The sequence below is a fragment of the Catenuloplanes nepalensis genome, assembly GCF_030811575.1.
In the GTDB taxonomy this organism is placed as follows: domain Bacteria; phylum Actinomycetota; class Actinomycetes; order Mycobacteriales; family Micromonosporaceae; genus Catenuloplanes; species Catenuloplanes nepalensis.
Genome location: NZ_JAUSRA010000001.1, coordinates 2,938,967 through 2,956,448 on the forward strand (window position 1 = coordinate 2,938,967; position 17,482 = coordinate 2,956,448).

General features: G+C 72.2%; 13 protein-coding genes. 9 read left to right on the top strand and 4 right to left on the bottom strand.

All coding sequences use genetic code 11. The features are described from left to right. Nucleotides 1-34: 34 nt before the first annotated feature. Together J2S43_RS12455 and J2S43_RS12460 are read right to left on the bottom strand one after the other, a co-directional pair. The gene (locus J2S43_RS12455; RefSeq protein ID WP_306829098.1) at nucleotides 35-1,672 is read right to left on the bottom strand and encodes a DUF8832 domain-containing protein; all 1,638 of its coding nucleotides are present in this window, start codon (nucleotides 1,670-1,672) and stop codon (nucleotides 35-37) included. A gap of 414 nt (nucleotides 1,673-2,086) precedes the next feature. Continuing rightward, the gene (locus J2S43_RS12460) at nucleotides 2,087-3,349 is read right to left on the bottom strand and encodes a multidrug effflux MFS transporter (RefSeq protein ID WP_370881617.1); all 1,263 of its coding nucleotides are present in this window, start codon (nucleotides 3,347-3,349) and stop codon (nucleotides 2,087-2,089) included. Between the two features lie 448 nt (nucleotides 3,350-3,797). Between J2S43_RS12460 and J2S43_RS12465 the strand changes: the two genes are divergently transcribed. The 4 genes from J2S43_RS12465 (at nucleotide 3,798) to J2S43_RS12480 (ending at nucleotide 6,332) form a co-directional block, all read left to right on the top strand. Beyond that, on the top strand, nucleotides 3,798-4,484 hold the full coding sequence (locus tag J2S43_RS12465) for a GTP pyrophosphokinase (protein WP_306829100.1): 687 nt from the start codon (nucleotides 3,798-3,800) through the stop codon (nucleotides 4,482-4,484). A gap of 45 nt (nucleotides 4,485-4,529) precedes the next feature. After that, nucleotides 4,530-4,868: a hypothetical protein gene (locus tag J2S43_RS12470; RefSeq protein WP_306829101.1), complete on the top strand. Its 339-nt coding sequence runs from the start codon at nucleotides 4,530-4,532 to the stop codon at nucleotides 4,866-4,868. A gap of 268 nt (nucleotides 4,869-5,136) precedes the next feature. Then, entirely contained in the window at nucleotides 5,137-6,033 is an 897-nt protein-coding gene (locus tag J2S43_RS12475) for a dioxygenase family protein (protein WP_306829102.1), read from the top strand. 86 nt (nucleotides 6,034-6,119) lie between these two features. Beyond that, nucleotides 6,120-6,332, top strand: a complete 213-nt coding sequence (locus tag J2S43_RS12480) for a CDGSH iron-sulfur domain-containing protein (RefSeq protein ID WP_306829103.1) — start codon at nucleotides 6,120-6,122, stop codon at nucleotides 6,330-6,332. Here J2S43_RS12480 and J2S43_RS12485 read toward each other — a convergent pair. Then, the gene (locus tag J2S43_RS12485) at nucleotides 6,304-7,314 is read right to left on the bottom strand and encodes an iron-containing redox enzyme family protein (RefSeq protein WP_306829104.1); all 1,011 of its coding nucleotides are present in this window, start codon (nucleotides 7,312-7,314) and stop codon (nucleotides 6,304-6,306) included. The two genes, J2S43_RS12480 and J2S43_RS12485, sit on opposite strands and share 29 nt — an antisense overlap. 163 nt (nucleotides 7,315-7,477) lie before the next feature. Between J2S43_RS12485 and J2S43_RS12490 the strand changes: the two genes are divergently transcribed. Both J2S43_RS12490 and J2S43_RS12495 read left to right on the top strand, forming a co-directional pair. Next, nucleotides 7,478-8,818, top strand: a complete 1,341-nt coding sequence (locus tag J2S43_RS12490; protein WP_306829105.1) for a TolB family protein — start codon at nucleotides 7,478-7,480, stop codon at nucleotides 8,816-8,818. Nucleotides 8,819-9,058: 240 nt separating this feature from the next. Further along, on the top strand, nucleotides 9,059-10,078 hold the full coding sequence (locus tag J2S43_RS12495; RefSeq protein WP_306829106.1) for an alpha/beta fold hydrolase: 1,020 nt from the start codon (nucleotides 9,059-9,061) through the stop codon (nucleotides 10,076-10,078). 225 nt (nucleotides 10,079-10,303) lie between these two features. On the opposite strand, the gene J2S43_RS12500 is transcribed toward J2S43_RS12495, so the two are convergent. Next, nucleotides 10,304-13,753: a S8 family peptidase gene (locus J2S43_RS12500; RefSeq protein ID WP_306829107.1), complete on the bottom strand. Its 3,450-nt coding sequence runs from the start codon at nucleotides 13,751-13,753 to the stop codon at nucleotides 10,304-10,306. Nucleotides 13,754-14,070: 317 nt separating this feature from the next. On the opposite strand from J2S43_RS12500, the gene J2S43_RS12505 reads away from it, so the two are divergent. From J2S43_RS12505 to J2S43_RS12515, 3 genes are read left to right on the top strand one after another with little or no spacing between them, the layout of a single operon-like run. Continuing rightward, nucleotides 14,071-16,005 carry an acyl-CoA dehydrogenase family protein gene (locus tag J2S43_RS12505; protein WP_306829108.1) on the top strand — a complete coding sequence of 645 codons (1,935 nt, stop codon included), beginning with the start codon at nucleotides 14,071-14,073 and terminating at the stop codon, nucleotides 16,003-16,005. Nucleotides 16,006-16,060: 55 nt separating this feature from the next. Continuing rightward, nucleotides 16,061-16,600 carry an RNA polymerase sigma factor gene (locus J2S43_RS12510; protein WP_306829109.1) on the top strand — a complete coding sequence of 180 codons (540 nt, stop codon included), beginning with the start codon at nucleotides 16,061-16,063 and terminating at the stop codon, nucleotides 16,598-16,600. Between the two features lie 52 nt (nucleotides 16,601-16,652). Then, nucleotides 16,653-17,465 (top strand): cupin domain-containing protein, encoded by an 813-nt coding sequence (locus tag J2S43_RS12515; protein WP_306829111.1) that lies wholly within the window; start codon nucleotides 16,653-16,655, stop codon nucleotides 17,463-17,465. The last annotated feature ends 17 nt before the right edge of the window (nucleotides 17,466-17,482 follow it).

Sequence of the window (17,482 nt, forward strand, 5' to 3'; positions counted from 1 at the left end):
GCTCCGGCGGATGGACGGGGCATGGTGGTTCCCTTCATTCGGTGACGGTGATCGGAACGGTCAACGGTTCGGCCCCGGGCGAGCTGATCCGGAGCTGCCAGCCGCCCGCCGCCATCAGCGGCGCTCCGCGCAGCAGGAAGCGGCCGGGGCCCTGTGGTACGCCGGTGAGCATCGGGCTGGCGTAGCCCATCGTGGGCAGCACCGCCTGGACCTGGAGGAAGGAAGACGAATCGGCTGTGCCGTCGCGGTTCGTGACGTTCACGGTCAGGTCCCGCATGCCGACCCTCGCCGAGTCCGGCGTTACCTGGGCAGTCCGCTCGGCAGCGGGGCGCGGGGTGGGATCGCCCGCCGCGGGCTTGACGTCGGCGGTGAGTGGCACGGTGATGATGCGGTAGTTCTTCTCGGCCTGCAGCCACATCCGGTACCGGCCGGGCACGGGAAAGGTGAGGGTGAAACCGATGCCGGGCCCGTACGCGGCGACCGTCTCGTCCGGCAACGTGCGGCCGAGCGCGCCCGCCATAGGGACCATCCCCATGCCAGTCGTGCCGTCCATGCCGTCCATGCCGTCCATGCCCTCCATGGGCGCCATCACGCTGCCGTCGTCCATGGCGTGCGAGTGCATCCACACCGGAGCGCCGGGCGCACCGTCCTCACCCAGCGGGCCGACCACGATGAGGTGTCCGAGCATGCCCAGCCAGGGCTGCAGGTCCGCCTCGGCACCGATCCGGGCGCGCAGCGTCACGGGGCTGCCCGCGACCGGATCAGCCATCGCCAGCTGTACGTCGACGCCGTCGACCGTGCCGCCTCCCCGTAGCGGCAGGGACGGGAGACTACTGCCGCCGGAACCTGTCGCGGTGAAACCGGTGAGCGCGCGGAGCATCTGCACCCCGCCACCGCGGCGGGCCAGTTCGGCGGTCACCGCGTACCTTCCCGGGCTGTCCGGCGTGACGATCAGCTGGAAACGGCCCGGACCCGTCCGGATCGGGTGCGCATGCTCCAGGCGCCCCGAGGGCGACACGATCATCAGGTGCATGAGCGCACTGTCGTGCACCACCAAGTCGTCGGCCGGCAGCCCGGTCGCCGCGTCCGACAGATCAAGATCCATCATCACCGGTACGCCCACCGCCACCGTCTGTTGCCGCAACGTCAACATCAGTGGTGGTCGCGAGAAAACCGGCATGCGTGGCAGCTGTGCGTACGGATCGGTGGCGTTGGCGACGGTCGGGTCCAGATCGTCCCCCGCCGTCGGAGGGGAAGGCAGTGCGGCGGAGAGCAGTGCGGCCACGACTGCGACCGCGACGCCCCCGACCGCGGCACCGCCCGGTATGACCGCCCACCAGATGTGGCGGGCGGCCAGCGCCACAATCAGCGCCACCGCCAAGAAGACGCCGGCCGCGATGAAACCGCCGTAGACGGTCCGCTCCACCGGGCTCATGGCGACGGCGTGCACCACGAACGGGATGCGGGCCACCTGCACCCCGTCGCTGAGCATCAGTTCCCACGGCCCCGGGCTGTCCACGTGCAGGGTGGCCGACACCGGGCCCGGCGTGGCCGGCAAGGTCAGCGAAGCCCCGGCGCCGCCGCGCCCGGTGACCGATGCTGCCTCCAGCCGCAGTTCTCCGGCGGCCGAGCCCGCATGAGTGATCACATCGACGTGCAGCGGGCCGGGCACGCTCGTCACTCGTCGCAGCGTCACGGTGAGCTCCCGGTCGCCCAAGCTCTGCGCCACCGTCACGTCGGCTCCGGACATCGCTCCGTCGGCGAACGCGGGAGCGGCGACACCCAGCACCACGAGCAGTGCCGCGGAGAGGAGCCCAAACATCCCGGTTACTGCTTTCATGACCGGAACCTATGAACTACATGGCGCCACCGGCGTCACCACGGCGAGGGATACGAGATAGCTCCGCGGAGCTACTCAGGCTTCCGGCGACCGCGTGACCAAGCCGTTCTCGTAGCCGCACACCGAGGGCCCGGCAGCACGGATCAGACCACAACGACCCGTCCCCGCCTCGGCGGCCCATGAGGTGTGGCACGGTAGCCGACCGAAGTCGATCAGCTGCCGTGCCACAGTTCTGCCCAGGTCTGATTAGTGAACGAAGGCGGCGGTGGGCTTCATCTGCTCGACCGGGAGGCGGTGCGGCTGAACGACCAGGAAGCAGACCGCGGTGGCGGCGAGCATGCCGCCGAAGACAACGATGGCCATGGCGGTGGCGGTGACGCCGAGTATTCCGACCAGGGGCGCGGCCAGGGCTCCCACGCCGAACTGGACCGCGCCCAGGAGCGCGGCAGCGGTGCCGGCTGCCTCGCCGTGGCGGGAGAGGGCCAGGGCGGTGGCGTTGGGCAGGGCGAGGCCGACGGTGGTGAGTACGAGCCACAGCGGGACGAGGATGCCGGCCAGGCCGCCGGTGCGGGTGGCGGCCAGGACCAGGAGGGCGAGACCGAAGATGAGCCCGGCCAGCAGGGAGGTGGTCATGATCTGCTGGGGTGTCCAGCGGTGCAGTAGTCGCACGTTGAACTGGGTGGCGCCGATCAGGCCGACCGCGCCGCCGGCGAAGATCAGCGCGAACTGCTGTTCGTTCATGCCGTACCCGTCTTGCAGGACGTAGGACGATCCGCTGACGTAGGCGAACAGTGCCGCCATCGCGAGCCCGGTCACGAGGATCAGACCGACGTACACCCGATCGGTGAAAAGCCTGCCGTAGTCGCGCACCGTGCCGAGAACGCCGCCGTTGCGGCGCCGGTGAGTCTGCAGGGTTTCGGGGAGCGTCAGCGCTGCCGCCGCGGTCATCGCGACGCCGATCGCGGTGAGTGCGACGAACACGCCGCGCCATGAGGTCCAGTTGAGGACGAGGCCACCGACGGTGGGGGCGAGAATCGGTGCCACTCCGACGACGAGCATGAGACGGGAGAAGAGGCGGGCCGCGGCCAGCCCGTCGAACAGGTCACGCACGATGGCCATCGCGACGACGGCTGCTGCCGCGGCACCCAAACCCTGGAGTACGCGGAGCGTGCCGAGCGTGGCCAGGTTCGGGGCGATGACGCACAGGGCCGAGGCGAGGACGTGGACCGTGATGCCGGCGAGCAGCGGCCGGCGTCGTCCGACCGCGTCGGAGAGCGGCCCGATCAGGAGCTGGCCGAGGGCCAGGCCGAGGAGTGTGCCGGTCAGGGTGAGCTGGATGGCGGCGGCGTTGGTGTGCAGGTCGGTGGTGATCGCCGGCAGTGCCGGTAGGTACATGTCGATCGTGAGTGGCCCGAGCGCGGTGAGGAAGCCGAGTACGAGAACGATGCGGAAGCGACGACCTAGCGGAAGGCGCTCTCCGGGCGAGAGTCCGTCTGCGGGTGGGGTCACGGTATGAGTCTGAGCCACGACCTCGACAAGCACCCGCCGGTCGAGGATCTTCCGCTCCGGGCCAACTGTAACGGCGATCACGTTGATGTTTCCGCTGCCGGTGGCGGGGCTCGGGCACTCGCCTCGGCTCGACGAGATCCACCAGACGCGCCCTGGCCGACGCGTGGCAGTCCGCAGCTAGCCCAAGGATTTGAGCTAGCCTCCTAGGAAGCACTACGAAGTGTGCAGAGGGTCGCAGCGGACTCTGTGACGGACGGTCGGCATGATCATCGCGACGCGGCTGAACGTGCGGCTGCCGCGCTGGTGGACGCCGGACCGTACCGTGCCGGTCGGCGCCGGGGTTGCGGTGCACCGAACTTCGCCACGCGTCACGTCTACGTCTCCGCCTCACCCACGGGTCGAGGCGGGGACGTACCCTCATGGCGCAGGTGACGGAGGGTTAGGAAGAATGCCTCAGCGCAGGAAGTCCCGGGCGAGCAACGAGCTGGTGCCGGCGTCGGGTGTGACGCCCACGGTCGAGAAGCTGCGGGATCTGGCCGACGACTTCTCGCAGTTCATGCTGCACTACAAGTTCGGGCTGGCCGAGGTCGAGACGAAGGTGAAGATCCTCGCGGAGGAACTGGCGCACAAGGGCCGGGGCAACCCGATCGAGCACGTCAGCCCGCGCCTGAAGACGCCGGCCAGCATCACGGCGAAGGCGACCCGGATCGGCTGCGCGATGACGGTCGACGAGGTCCGCGCGAACATCCGGGACATCGCCGGCATCCGGATCGTGTGCAGCTTCGTCTCCGACGTCTACACGGTCGCGGACATGCTCACCCGGCAGCCGGACATCAACCTGCTGCTCACCAAGGACTACATCGCCGCGCCCAAGCCGAACGGCTACCGCAGCCTGCACCTGATCGTGGAGATTCCGGTGTTCCTGTCCGACCGGGTGGTGGCGGTCCCGGTCGAGGTGCAGCTGCGCACGGTCGCGATGGACTTCTGGGCCAGTCTGGAGCACAAGATCTATTACAAGTACGACCCGGACATCCCGGCGCCGCTGCGCGAGGAGCTGGTCGCGGCCGCCCACGACGCGGCCCGGCTGGACGAGCGCATGGAGCGCCTGCACCGGGAGATCCACGGGCCGCGCTGAGCGGTATCGGGGACGCCGCACCCGGAAGCTCCTACGGTGAGGGGCATGACTCAGCTTCTCGTCACGCGCGACGGCCGGGGCAGGGGCGCCGGCCGCCCGGCCCCGGTTCCCTCCTGCCTCGGCGACCTGCACGGACAGCGGCTCGGCGTGCTCGAACTGCCGCATCACATGGCGCCGGGCCACCGCAGCGCCCGCCGCTACGACCTGGCCGACCCGGCCCAGGCGCGAAGCGCCTACCAGCACATACTCACCCACGCCGCGGGTACGCGGGAGCTGTGCGACCTGGTGAACAGGGACCTGCTCGGCCGGATGTGGCCGCACCTGCACCTGCCCGCCGCCGTCCGCGAGGCCTGGCACGAGCGCATCCCGCTGCTGGCCGCCTGACGCGAACCGGCCCCGGGCTGGTGTGCCCGGGGCCGGTGAACCAGGCACCGTCCTCGGTGCGGCCGGTGGGCGACGGCGACGTGTCACCGGCCTTGACGCCCGATGTGCGGACATCACGGGTTGAGCGGTGCGGGCCGCCGGCGGGCGGTGGATCCGGCTCATTGCCCAAGAGTCTTCGGCGAGACTTCGGAGAGTGCCGATCATTTAGTTGACGCTACAACCTCACCTCGGCTACCGTGCAGGTTGTAGATACAACTAAGGAGTTCGCATGACCCCGCTCAGCACCACCGCGGCAGCCGACGCCCGCATTCCCGCGGGGCACCCGTTCGCCGCGCACCTGCGCCGCGCCGCCTCGCTCGCCCGCGACGCCGCGCACGCGTCGTGGACCGAGGCCGACGGACCGCTGCCCAGCCTCTACATCAGCCACGGCGCGCCGATGCTGTTCGAGATGACCGAGTGGATGACGCAGCTGCACGACTGGGCGCGCGCGTTGCCCCGGCCGAAGGGCGTCGTGATCGTCTCCGCGCACTGGGAGTCCGCACCGCTCAGCGTGAGCAGCACGCAGGCCACCGAGCTGGTCTACGACTTCGGCGGCTTCCACCCGATGTATTACCGGATGCGCTACGACACCCCGTCCGCCGGCCGTCTGGCGCAGGAGATCGCCGGGCTGATGCCGGACAGCGAGCCGGTGCACGAGCACCGCGGCCGCGGGCTGGACCACGGCGCCTGGGTGCCGCTGAAGATCATGTACCCGGAGGCGGACATCCCGGTGCTGCAACTGAGCATGCCCACGCACGATCCGGACCGGCTGATGGACCTCGGCCGGCGGCTGCGCACGCTGCGCGAGTCGGGCGTGCTGGTGATCGGCTCCGGCTACATGACGCACGGCCTGCCGTTCGTCGACTGGAGCCGGCCGGACGCGGTGCCGGGCTGGTCGTCGGACTTCGACGCGTGGGCCACCGAGGCGCTCGGCCGCGGCGACGTCGACACGCTCGCGGCGTTCCGCGACCGCGCGCCGGGTATGCCGTACGCGCATCCCACGGTCGAGCACTTCACTCCGCTGTTCGTCACGCTGGGTGCCGCCACCGACCCGTCCGCGCCGCCGGTCTCGGTCATCGACGGCTACAGCATCGGCCTGGCCAAGCGCTCCCTCCAGGCGGCCTGAGTCGTGCGCCGATCAGCGGCGCGTTCGTTCGCGAGGGTCTCCGCGTGTGACGTTTGCGCCGGTCATGCCGGGGAAACCGGGCGGTCATGGACGATCACAAGGCGCGGATCACGCCCTACGAGGACGGGCCGCTGCTGGTGCGCGGCGACTTCGAACTACGGACGCCGGATGGGGAGCCGATCGACGCGGGCCGGACCACGGTGGCACTGTGCCGCTGTGGCCGGTCCGCGATCAAACCCTTCTGCGACGGTACGCACAAGGTGGTCGGCTTCACGGCAGGAACAGGCCGGGAGCACTGAGCACGCCGGGGCGGAGCGAGCTTCGGCCCTCCGCCCACGCGTCCAGCAGGTGGCCGGCCCAGAGCGCGTCCACCGCGAGGCAGGCCGCCGCGCCGAACAACACGTCGCCGGTCAGCTGCGGCTCGGCCGCGCAGAAGCCGCCGGCCAGGTCGGTCGCCGCGATCTGCTCGTGCACCGCGTCCGCCTCCACGTGCTCGTCGTAGAAGAACGTGGCCTCCGTGCCGTAGCCGAGGCGCCGCAGTCCGTTCCCGTACCGCCGGTTGGGTAGTGACGAGGTCATCTCGAACGCGGCCAGGTGGCCGACCACCGCGCCGCGCAACCGCCGGTGCAGGCCGAACAGCGACATCGTGTTGTTCGTGGCGAGTGTGACCGCGGGGACGGCGTCGACGTACGCGCCGTAGGTGGTGTCCAGGCCGAGCGCGGTCATCGTGTTCGCGAACAGCGTGGCGTGCATGCGCTCCTCGCGGCCCTGCCCGTACTCGTCGGCCTGGATCTCGATCAGCGCGGCCTTGGCCCGGCCGCCCAGCCGCGGGATCGCGAAGCTGTGCGGGTCGGCCTCGCGCAGGTGGTAGACCGCGCGATGTGCCACGAACTCGCGGAACTCGGCCGGGCTCGACCCCTTCTGCAGGTGCTTGGCCAGCGACGGGCCGTCATCCGCGTTCACCACGTCGGTCAGCGCGTGCGCCACGTCGGCCGGCGCCGTCTCCGGCAGCGGCCCGGCGAGGTCGCGGAGCGCGCGCTCGAACGGCGCCTCCAGCGCGCCCCGCAGCCGCAGCAGCGACGGGTCCCACTCCCAGCGTTCGTCCACTCCGTCCCAACCGCGGAAGTGCAACTCGTACGCGATGAACAGGGCCAGCTGGGCGTCCTCGTCGGTGAATGCGACCGTCTCCGGAACCGGCGGCATGCCCAGGTCATGCGGGTCGCGGGCGAGCGCGTCGACGAGGTGCTCGCTGAGCGGGCCGCGGGGGATCGGCAGCTTCATCGCTACTCCCTTGTGGTAAGGAACGTTTGCGCAGGTCGCGCGTCGAATTCCCCGGTCCACGCCGACTAAACGATCACGCTCTGGAATCGGCAACCCGACAGACTGTGACTGCTGATCGTTCTACTGTGGAGCACGCAATCGACGCCTGGCGATCGGAGATACGATGAGGGTCCGCTGGATCGTGGCCGCACGTGCGATGGTGCCGATGGCGGTGATGCTGCCGATGGCGGTGATGGTGCCGATGGCGGTGATGGTGCCGGGCCCGGCCCATGCGGCCCTCGGCGCCAGCGAACGACTCAACGTGACGAATGCCGGCGCCGGCACGCTGGACCCCGGCGAGTCACCCTCGATCAGCGACGACGGCCGATTCGCGGTGTTTCACAGTTACGCGCCGGACCTGGTGCCCGGCGACACGAACGAGGTCGCCGACGTCTTCCTCCGCGACCGGCTGCTCGGCACCACCGAGCGGTTCGCGTTCCGGGCGGACGGCACCCAGTCGGCCGAGGACTCCGACGCGCCGCTGATCAGCGGCGACGGGCGGCACCTGCTGTTCCGCTCCATCGACGCGGAGATCGTGCCCGGGGACACGAACCGGAGGAGAGACCTCTTCGTGCGGGACCGGCTGACCGGCGCGACCGGCCGGGTCACCGTGACGCCGGCCGGCGCCCAGCCGAACGCTCACGCGTTCGAGCCCGCGATCAGCGCGGACGGGCGGTTCGTGGCGTACCGGTCGTCGGCCACCAACATGGGCGTCGTGGACCGCAACGGCCCGCAGTACCCGGACGTCTACCTGCACGACCGGCAGACCGGCACGACCGAGCTGATCAGCGTGGCGCCGAGCGGCGAGACCGGCAACAGCAGCAGCGTCGAGCCGCAGGTCAGCGACGACGGGCGGTTCGTGGGCTTCCAGTCGTTCGCCACCGACCTGGTTGCGGACGGCGGCGGCGCCGGATATTTCATCCGCGACCGGCACAACGGCACCACGGTCCGGGCCTCGCTCGACTCCGCGGGCGCGCCGGTGATCGACGTGATGGCCCCGAGTCTGAGCGCGGACGGGCGGTCCGTCACGTTCGCCAGCACCTCGAACGGCGTCGTGCCGGGCGACACCAACGACGACCCGGACGTGTTCCTGCGGGACCTGGCCGCCGGCACGACCGAGCTGATCAGCGTCACGCCGTCCGGTGCGCCGGGCGGCGGCTGGGCACTGCCGGACGACCTCAGCGTGGACGGCCGGTGCGTGCTGTTCACCTCGCAATCCGCGGACCTCGTCCCGGGCGAGCAGGGCTTTCCCGACTTCGACGTGTTCGTCCGGGACCGGTTGGCCGGGACGACCGTTCGGGTGAGCACGTCGTACGCCGGCGGCGACCTGGACTCCAACTCCTACGGCAGCGACCTCACCGCGGACGGCGCCACGGTCGCGTTCGTCTCCTCGTCCGAGAACGTGGCCCCGAACGACGCGAACTGGAACACGGACGCGTACGCCCGCGACGGCGTCTGCGGCTGAGCCTCCGCCGCTTCGGTGGCCGGTGGTGGGTCGCCGGCCGCGGTCATCGGTGGGCGGGTCCGCGGGGCGGGTGGGACGGGGTGGATGCGGCGCGCCCGGTGATCGCCGGTGACGGCCGGAGCGGAGTCTCGTGCCGACACCGGCCCGAGCAGTCGATCGGGCGACAGCGCCGGGAGCGTGGCCACGCCGGAAGCGGGAAAATCAAACGCTTCTGGGGGCGGGTGTTGAGAGGATCCGGGGGTGACTAGAGATCTTTATCCGCCGATCGAGCCGTATGCGAGCGGGATGCTCGACGTCGGCGACGGGAACCACGTCTACTGGGAGGCCTGCGGGAATCCGGAGGGGAAGCCGGCGCTGGTCGTGCACGGCGGGCCGGGCTCCGGGGCCGGGGAGGGGTGGCGGCGGCCGTTCGATCCGGAGCGCTACCGGGTGGTCCTGTTCGATCAGCGTGGATGCGGGCGGAGCACGCCGCACGCGGCGGATCCGGGGACGGACATGCGGCACAACACGACCGCGCACCTGGTCGCGGACATGGAGCGGCTGCGCGAGCACCTCGGGATCGAACGCTGGCTGCTGCACGGCGGATCGTGGGGATCGACGCTGGCGCTGGCCTACGCGCAGGCACATCCGGAGCGGGTGTCGGAGATCGTGATCGCCGCGGTCACCACGACCCGCCGGTCGGAGATCGACTGGCTGTACCGAGGCGTCGGCCGGTTCTACCCGGAGCAGTGGGAACGCTTCCGGGACGCGGCCGGCGACGGCGACGTGGTGACCGGTGGCGACGTGGTGGCCGGCGCCGACGTGGTGGCCGGCGGTGGCGTGGCCGGTGGCGACGATGTGGTGGGCGCGTATGCGCGGCTGATGGAGCATCCGGATGCCGGGGTGCGGGAGAGGGCCACGCTCGACTGGTGTGCCTGGGAGGACGCGGTGCTGTCCGGGGAGCCGGGGGACGCGAAGAACATCTACAGTGAGCGGCCGCCTGCTGACCGGATCGCGTTCGTGCGGATCTGCGCGCACTACTTCGCGCACGGTGCCTGGCTGGAGGAGGGGCAGCTGATCCGGGACGCGGGGCGGCTGGCCGGGATTCCCGGCGTGCTGATCCACGGGCGGCTGGATCTGGGCGGGCCGCTGCACACCGCCTGGGAGCTGCACAAGGCCTGGCCCGGCGTCGAACTGCAGATCGTGGAGAACGCCGGCCACGTCGGATCCGCGGAGGCACGCGGCCGGGTGATGGACGCGCTCGACCGGTTCGCCGCCTGACGGGGTTGCCGAAACCCGGGTCCGCGGAGGCGCCGGGCCGGGTGACGGATGCGCTCGACCGGTTCGCCACCTGACGAGCCGGCCGGAGCCCGGGTCCGGCCGGAGCCCGTGGCCGCGGGGACGTGCGCGAGCGCGTCGTCGAGGCGCGTGGACGGGCCCGGACGGGGCGAGAGCCGGGCGGCCCGCTGGGTGCGGGGCCCGGCTCTCGCGAGGGGTGGAGGAGGGTCAGAAGGCGCGGATCACGGTCTGGGTGAGCGTGTTTCCCGCGGTGTCGCGGGCGGTGACGCGCAGCGAGACCGGCTTGTCGCCGCCGCGAGGGACCAGTGCCAGGTCGCCGAGCGTCACGGTCTTCAGCCAGGTGCGGCCCTCGTCCGTGGAGAACTCGACCCTCAGCGACGACAGCGTGGCCGAGAAGTCCAGGTGCACGCCGAGCAGGCTCGGGTCGTAGTCGACGCCGAGCAGCGGCAGGTCGCCGCTCCCGGTCGCGGACGTGAAGCCCCACTCCGTGTCCGTGTGCGTGCCGAACTGCCAGTCCTCGTCGTACCGCGCCGTGGTGATCTTCAGTTTGTAGGTGGCCTTCGCCGCGGTCGTGGTCACGTTCTGGAGGCCGTTCCCCAGGTCGGCGACCTTGACGCCGTCGCGCCAGAGCGCGGCCGTGGACTCGCCCGGGTAGGCGCTCGTGTAGTGGCCGTCGCCGTCGACGAACTCGGCCACCCGCAGCCGCAGCACGTCACCGTCGCGGGACGAGCCCACGTCGGCCGGGCGGACCACCGGCGCGGCCCAGGTCTCCGCGCTGGTCCCGGGCCGGTAGGAAATCACCGGTCCCTCGAAGCCGGTCTGCAGCGGGCCGAACGAGTCCCACGGATAGGCGTGGTGGACGCGGTGCAGCCACTGCGAGTCGCCGGCCGAGACCCACTCCTCGCGCACCGACGGCGTCCGCGCGGCCCGGGACGTGTCGTTCCAGGCGAACGTCTGCCACGGCCGCCACGCGAACCGCTGCTCCTTGATCCATTCCGCGCCGCCGTTGTACGCGTACCGCGTGGTGATTCGTTGGGTGTTCGCGGTGGTGACCCTGTGCGTGATCCTCTCCGGGATGCGGTCCTTCGAGATCTGGACGACGTCGTAGAGGTACGGGCTGGACGTGGTCAGCGTGAGCTCGAGTGTTCCGGGCCTGCGCAGCATGCGCTGGCCGTCCTCATAGGACACCGCGATCGCGGGCAGCGGCAACCGTTCCACCGCGGTCGGGTTCCAGCCGGTGCGCGGGTCGACGCCCGGTTCCTGGATCAGCACGACCGCGGCGGCACCGGCCTTGACGTACCGCGAGAGGTCGCCGGTGTAGTCGTCGGCGGCCAGCACCGCCGTGCCGCGCAAATTCTTCGCGTTCGCGGCCGCGAGCGGGAAGACCCGCCGCCCGTCGTAGGCCGGTGACGTGTTCGCCAGGTAGGCCTCGATCGCGCCGAGGCCCGGCACGGACGCCTGCGCCTGCGGTGCGACCAGCTGCCAGCGCGAGTAGAACTCGAACTCACCGGTCCGCACGGCCGGCGTCGGCGTCACGTAGACGGTCGAGGTGCCGGCGAAGTGCATCACGCCGTTCGTGATCTCCCGCCCGCCCGCGGTGACCCGGTGGGCGTAGAAGCTGAGCGTCGACGTGGGTACGGCCGTGCGCGGCGTCTCGATCCGGATCGGCGTGCCCTTGCGCGCGTCCAGCAGCACCGTCATGTCGCCGGTGACCGTCAGCTCCGGGATCACCACGAAGTTGTCCGAGCCCTGGTCCTGGGCCACCTGCGCGGTGAGCGCGTACGAGCCCTCCTGCAACGCGAACGTCTCGCCGCCGGCCTGGACCGGGCGCACGATGTCGAACCGGCTGTCCTCGCCGAACACGGTCATGCCGGTCACGAACGCGGGCTTGCCGGTCCGGTCCACCGGCTTGAACGTGACCCGGTGGACCGGCCCGTCGACGACCGCGCCGACCGCGGTGGTGACCACGACTCCGCCGGGCGCGGTCGCGGTCAGCGCGCCGCTGAGCCGGCCGATCGCCGTGAACGAGGCCCCGACCGTGATCGTGGCGCTCCCACCTGCCGGGACGGTCACGGTCTTCGGCGCGGTCGCGAACGCGGGTGGCGTCAGCGTCAGCGTGACCGCGGCCGTGCCCGCGTTGGAATACGTCACGGAGCGCGTCGCGGCCGGGCTGTCCACGGTCTGCCGCGCGAAGTCCGCGACCGGGCTGCCGGTCACCGTCTGCGTGGTGGCGCGGTCCAGGTCGACCCGGCCCGCGCCCTGCGTCCACACGGTCTCGCCGGCCGCCGGCTTCGCGGTGCTGACCAGCGCGGCCTTGAGCTGTGCGGCGGACCAGCCGGTGTGCCGCTGCGCCAGGATCGCGGCCGCGCCGGCCACGTGCGGCGTCGCCATCGACGTGCCGGACGCGGCCGTGTAGTGCGCGTCGACCGGCGAGTCCATCGCGGTCCCGGCCGCGCGGGCGGCCACGATAGCCACGCCCGGCGCGGTGATCTCCGGCTTCAGGCCGAGGTCACCGGCGCGCGGGCCGCGGCTGGAGAAGCTCGCGACCTTCTCGTCGCGGCCCACGGCGCCGACCGTGAGCGCGGCCGTGGCGCTGCCCGGCGTGCCCACGGTGGAGTCGCCGTTCTCGCCGGCGTTGCCGGCCGCGATCACGAACAGCGTGCCGGTGTCCGCGGTGATCTCGTCGACGGCCAGGCTCATCGGGTCCAGGCCGTCGGTCGGCTCGCCGCCCAGGCTCATGTTGACGACCGTGGCGCCGGCGCCGGCCGCCCACTCCATGGCCGCGATGATGTCCGACTCCATGCCGTAGCCGTCGTCGCCGAGCACCTTGCCGATCAGCAGGCTCGCGCCGGGCGCCACGCCCCTGCGGCTGCCGCCGGACGCGGCGCCGGAGCCGGCGACCGTTGAGGCCACGTGCGTGCCGTGCCCGTGCCGGTCGACCGCGTCCGGGCTGTCGCTGAAGTTCCGCGCCTCGACGATCTTCCCGGCCAGGTCGGGGTGGGTCGCGTCGACGCCGGTGTCCAGCACCGCGACGGTGACGCCGGTGCCGTCCAGACCCTTCGCCCAGGCCGCCGGCGCGCCGATCTGCGCGGTGCTGCGGTCCAGCGCGGCCTCGGCCCGGCCGTCCAGGTAGACGGTGGTCTCCCCGGCCGTGCGCGCGGTGGAGGTGCGCTTCCAGAAGCCGGCCAGCGCGGACTTCGCGGGCGCGATCGCGGTGGCGCCGATGCTGTCCAGCCCGGTGCCCGCGGTGCGCAGGCCGGGGTCGCCGCCGCGCACGATCAGCGGCAGCGTGTCCGAGTCCGCGTCGCCGTAGCCCTCCGCGATCAGCCGCTGCACGTTGAACAGGTCCGCGTCGACGCGCCCGGCGGCGATCAGCGCGATCGCGTCCTCCGGCACGACCCGCACACTGCCGTCCACCTCGTACGTGTGGAAGCTGAGCGTCTCCCGGCCGGGCGCGGGCGTGACGGTCGCCGCGTACCGCCCCGCCGCCGCCTCGGTCAGCGTGACCGTGTCGCCGGTGACCAGCGTGAGCGCGTGGGCGGGCGCGCCGGCCGGCACGGCGGTGGCGGTGACCGGTGCGGATGCGGCCGCGGGCGCGGCCACTATGGGTATCGCGGTGGTCCCGATCAGGACCGAGGCGAGCAGACGACCGAGCATGGTGGCTCCTTCATGCGTTATTCGCTGCACGCATGATCGTCGCCCGATGTTTACCGCCGTGTTTCGTCGTCCTGGATCAAAGTTGACATGGCGCGATGTGGACAGCGAGGTCAGGGGCGTGTGCGCGGGCGCTCAGCTCCTCGGACGCGGCCCTCAGCGCGGCGACGTCGCTGAGTACGTCGGACCGGGCGGCTCCCGGGCCGAGCCCGGGGACGTCCAGGCGCGCGCTCCGGCGGCGGGCCGCACGTGGCCGCCGGGCACCGTGATCTGAGCGGTAGCGGGCGTGGACCACAAGATCGTGGGGCACTATCGAACGTATGACGGATGATCTGCCGAACCGCCTGCGTGAGGTCCTGGACGGACGCTGGGCGCCGTTGCGCCAGGCCGCGCGGGACAAGCTGGACGACCGGTTCGTGACCGTGCCCGGGGAGACCGGTGAGCAGGCCCGGGAGCGGATCAGCCGGCTGGTCCGCCAGATCCCGGCCGAGGTCGGCGTGACGTCCGGGTTCCCGGCGGAGTTCGGCGGCGCGGGCGACCCGGGCGGGTCGATCGTGGCGACCGAGACCCTGGCGCAGGTCGACCTGTCCCTGATGGTCAAGGCCGGTGTGCAGTGGGGGCTGTTCGGCGGCGCGGTCTTCTCGCTCGGCACCCGCCGGCACCACGAGGCGTGGCTGCCCGGGATCGTCGCAGGAGACGTCATGGGCTGCTTCGCGATGACCGAGACCGGCCACGGCTCGGACGTGCAGCGGCTGCGCACCACCGCGGTCTACGACCCCGGGACCCAGAGCTTCGACCTGCACACGCCGTACGAGGCCGCGCGCAAGGACTACATCGGCAACGCGGCCCGGGACGGGCGGATGGCGGTCGTCTTCGCGCAGCTGATCGTGGGGGAGCGGCGGCACGGCGTGCACGCGTTCCTGGTCCCGATCCGCGACGACGGCGGGCGGCCGCTGCCGGGCGTGACGATCGGGGACGCCGGCGCGAAGGCCGGGCTGCTCGGCGTGGACAACGGGCGCATCTCGTTCGACCACGTTCGCGTGGACCGCGACATGCTGCTCGACCGCTACGGCCAGGTGGCGCCGGACGGGACCTACACCAGCTCGATCGAGAACGACACGCGCCGGTTCTTCACCATGCTCGGCACGCTGGTCCGCGGGCGGGTCAGCGTGGGCGGGGCCGCCTCCGCGGCGGCGAAGAACGCACTGACCATCGCGGTACGGTACGGCGAGACCCGCCGGCAGTTCACCGCGCCGGACTCGGACCGGGAGGTCGTGCTCAACGACTACCTCGCGCACCGCCGCAAGCTGCTCACCGCCGTGGCACGCTCCTACGCGTACACCTTCGCCCAGGAACTTCTGGTCCGTGATCTGGCCGGCGCGCTGACCGGCGGCGAGGCGGAGGACCGGCGGCAGCGGGAGCTGGAGACGCGCGCGGCCGGGCTCAAGGCGCTGCAGACTCAGAACGCGACCCGGACGATCCAGATGTGCCGGGAGGCGTGCGGCGGCGCCGGCTACCTCGCGGAGAACCGGCTGCCGGGTCTGAAGGCCGACACGGACGTGTTCACCACGTTCGAGGGCGACAACACCGTGCTACTGCAACTGGTCGGAAAGGGCCTGCTCACCGGCTACCGGGACGCGTTCGGGTCGCTGGACGGGTGGGGCAGGGCCGCGTTCGCGGCGGAGCAGGTCCGCGAGATGGTCCTGGAGCGCACCGCGGCCCGGACGCTGATCGCCCGGCTGGTCGACGCGGTGCCGAAGCGCGGCGACGCGAGCGTCGGGCTGACCGAGCGCGGCTGGCACCTGAGCATGTTCGAGGAGCGGGAGAAGCACCTGCTCGAGGGCGCGGTCCGGCGGCTGCGCCGGGGCGCGGAGACGAAGCGGGACCGGCCGTTCGACATCTTCAACGACGTCCAGGACCACGTGCTGGAGGCGGCCCAGGCGCACGTGCACCGGATCGTGCTGGAGGCGTTCACGGCCGGCATCGAGGAGACCACCGACGCCGAGGCGAAAGCGCTGCTCGGAAAGGTGTGCGACCTGTACGCGCTGAGCACGATCGAGGCGGACAAGGGCTGGTTCCTGGAGCACGAGCGGCTCACCCCGGCCCGCGCGAAGGCCGTCACCGGCGCCGTGAACGACCTGCTCGACGAGCTGCGGCCGCACATGACCACGCTGGTCGGCGGCTTCGGTGTCCCGGACGTGTGGCTGAACGCCGCGATCCTGCGTGAGGAGGCGGACCGCCAGGCCGCGATGTGACCGCCGTCACGCGTCGGGGTGATCCGGCCGCCGGGTCCGCTGCGATCTACAGGGTGTGAGAGCGAGCGAGGACGACGAGGCGGGTCTGCTGCGGCGGATCGCGCGGGCGGACCTGGCCGCGTTCGACGAGCTGTACCGGCGGACGTCGCCGTGGCTGTTCCTGCGGCTGCGGCGGCGCTGCCCGGACGAGCAGCTGGTCGCCGAGGTGCTACAGGACACGTACCTGACGGTGTGGCGGGCCGCGGGCTCGTTCGCGGCGGTCAACGGCGGCGCGACCGGTTGGCTGTGGACGATCGCGGCCCGGCGTCTCGTCGACGCGCTGCGCCGGCAGGCCCGTCGCCGGGAGACACCCGCGGAGACGCTGCCGGTGCGCGCCGCGCCGGGCGCGGACGAGGTCGCGCTGGCCGGTGCGGTCGGCGACGAGATCGGCGCCGCGCTGGCGGATCTCGCGCCCGAGCTGCGCGCGGTGCTGCGCGCCATGGTGCTCGACGGGCTCACCGTCCGGGAGACGTCGGTGCTGCTCGGCCTGCCGGAGGGCACGGTCAAGAGCCGTGCACGCCGGGCCAGGGCCGCGCTCCGGGAGGCGCTGTCATGAGCCGCGCTCCCGGAATGGCTGTCATGAGCCGCACGCGCCGGGAAGGGCTGTCATGAGCAAGGACGACGACCGCGTGGGTACGCACGTGCCGTCCGCCGCGCTGGCCGCGTACGCGACCGGTGACCCCGGTCTGGACGACGTCGCGGCCTGGGGCGTGGAGGCGCACCTGGACACCTGCGCGCGGTGCCGGGCCCGGCTCGCCGACCACGCCGCGCCACCGGTGCGCGATCTGCTCGGCACCGCCCGCACCGCGCTGCTGCACGAGGCGCGCACCGGCCCGCAGCCCGCACCGGCCCGCAGCCGGTGGCGGCGGTGGACCGGCTGGTCGCCGCTCGGCTGGGCGGTCACCGCGCTGACCGCGGTGCTGGCCGCGTTCCTACTGGACCGCGCCTACCCGCAGTTCCCGTCCGTGGTGCTGCTGCTGGCGCCGCTCGCGCCGATCAGCGGCCTCGCCGTGGCCTGGTCCCGGCGCACCGACCCGGCGTGGGAGACGCTCGCCGGGATGCCACGCGCCGGGCTGGAACTGGTGCTGCGGCGCACCCTCGTGGTCCTCGCGGCCACGCTGCCCGCGCTGACCGTGGCCGGGCTGCTGCTCGGCGAGTCACCGGCGCTGTGGCTGCTGCCCGCGATCACCGGCACGTCCGCCACGCTGTGGCTCGGCGGCCGGATCGGCGTGACCCGGGCCGCCGCCGCGCTGGCCACCGCCTGGATCGCCGCGGTGATCGTGCCGGCCGTCCTGACCATGGACGTACCCCCGATGATCCGCGCCGAAGGCGTGCCCGGCTGGGCCGCGGCCGCCGTGATCTGCACCGTGCTGGCGCTGCTGCGCGCCGACGGTTTCCTGCGCCTGCACAGCTGGCGCTGACCCACCCGTCACTCGAC

Excerpts from the sequence above, each read along its gene's own strand:
- J2S43_RS12465 (WP_306829100.1), top strand. The coding sequence starts at position 3,798 with ATGCCTCAGCGCAGGAAGTCCCGGGCGAGCAACGAGCTGGTGCCGGCG.
- J2S43_RS12470 (WP_306829101.1), top strand. The coding sequence starts at position 4,530 with ATGACTCAGCTTCTCGTCACGCGCGACGGCCGGGGCAGGGGCGCCGGC.
- J2S43_RS12475 (WP_306829102.1), top strand. The coding sequence starts at position 5,137 with ATGACCCCGCTCAGCACCACCGCGGCAGCCGACGCCCGCATTCCCGCG.
- J2S43_RS12480 (WP_306829103.1), top strand. The coding sequence starts at position 6,120 with ATGGACGATCACAAGGCGCGGATCACGCCCTACGAGGACGGGCCGCTG.
- J2S43_RS12485 (WP_306829104.1), bottom strand. The coding sequence starts at position 7,314 with ATGAAGCTGCCGATCCCCCGCGGCCCGCTCAGCGAGCACCTCGTCGAC.
- J2S43_RS12490 (WP_306829105.1), top strand. The coding sequence starts at position 7,478 with ATGAGGGTCCGCTGGATCGTGGCCGCACGTGCGATGGTGCCGATGGCG.
- J2S43_RS12500 (WP_306829107.1), bottom strand. The coding sequence starts at position 13,753 with ATGCTCGGTCGTCTGCTCGCCTCGGTCCTGATCGGGACCACCGCGATA.
- J2S43_RS12505 (WP_306829108.1), top strand. The coding sequence starts at position 14,071 with ATGACGGATGATCTGCCGAACCGCCTGCGTGAGGTCCTGGACGGACGC.
- J2S43_RS12515 (WP_306829111.1), top strand. The coding sequence starts at position 16,653 with ATGAGCAAGGACGACGACCGCGTGGGTACGCACGTGCCGTCCGCCGCG.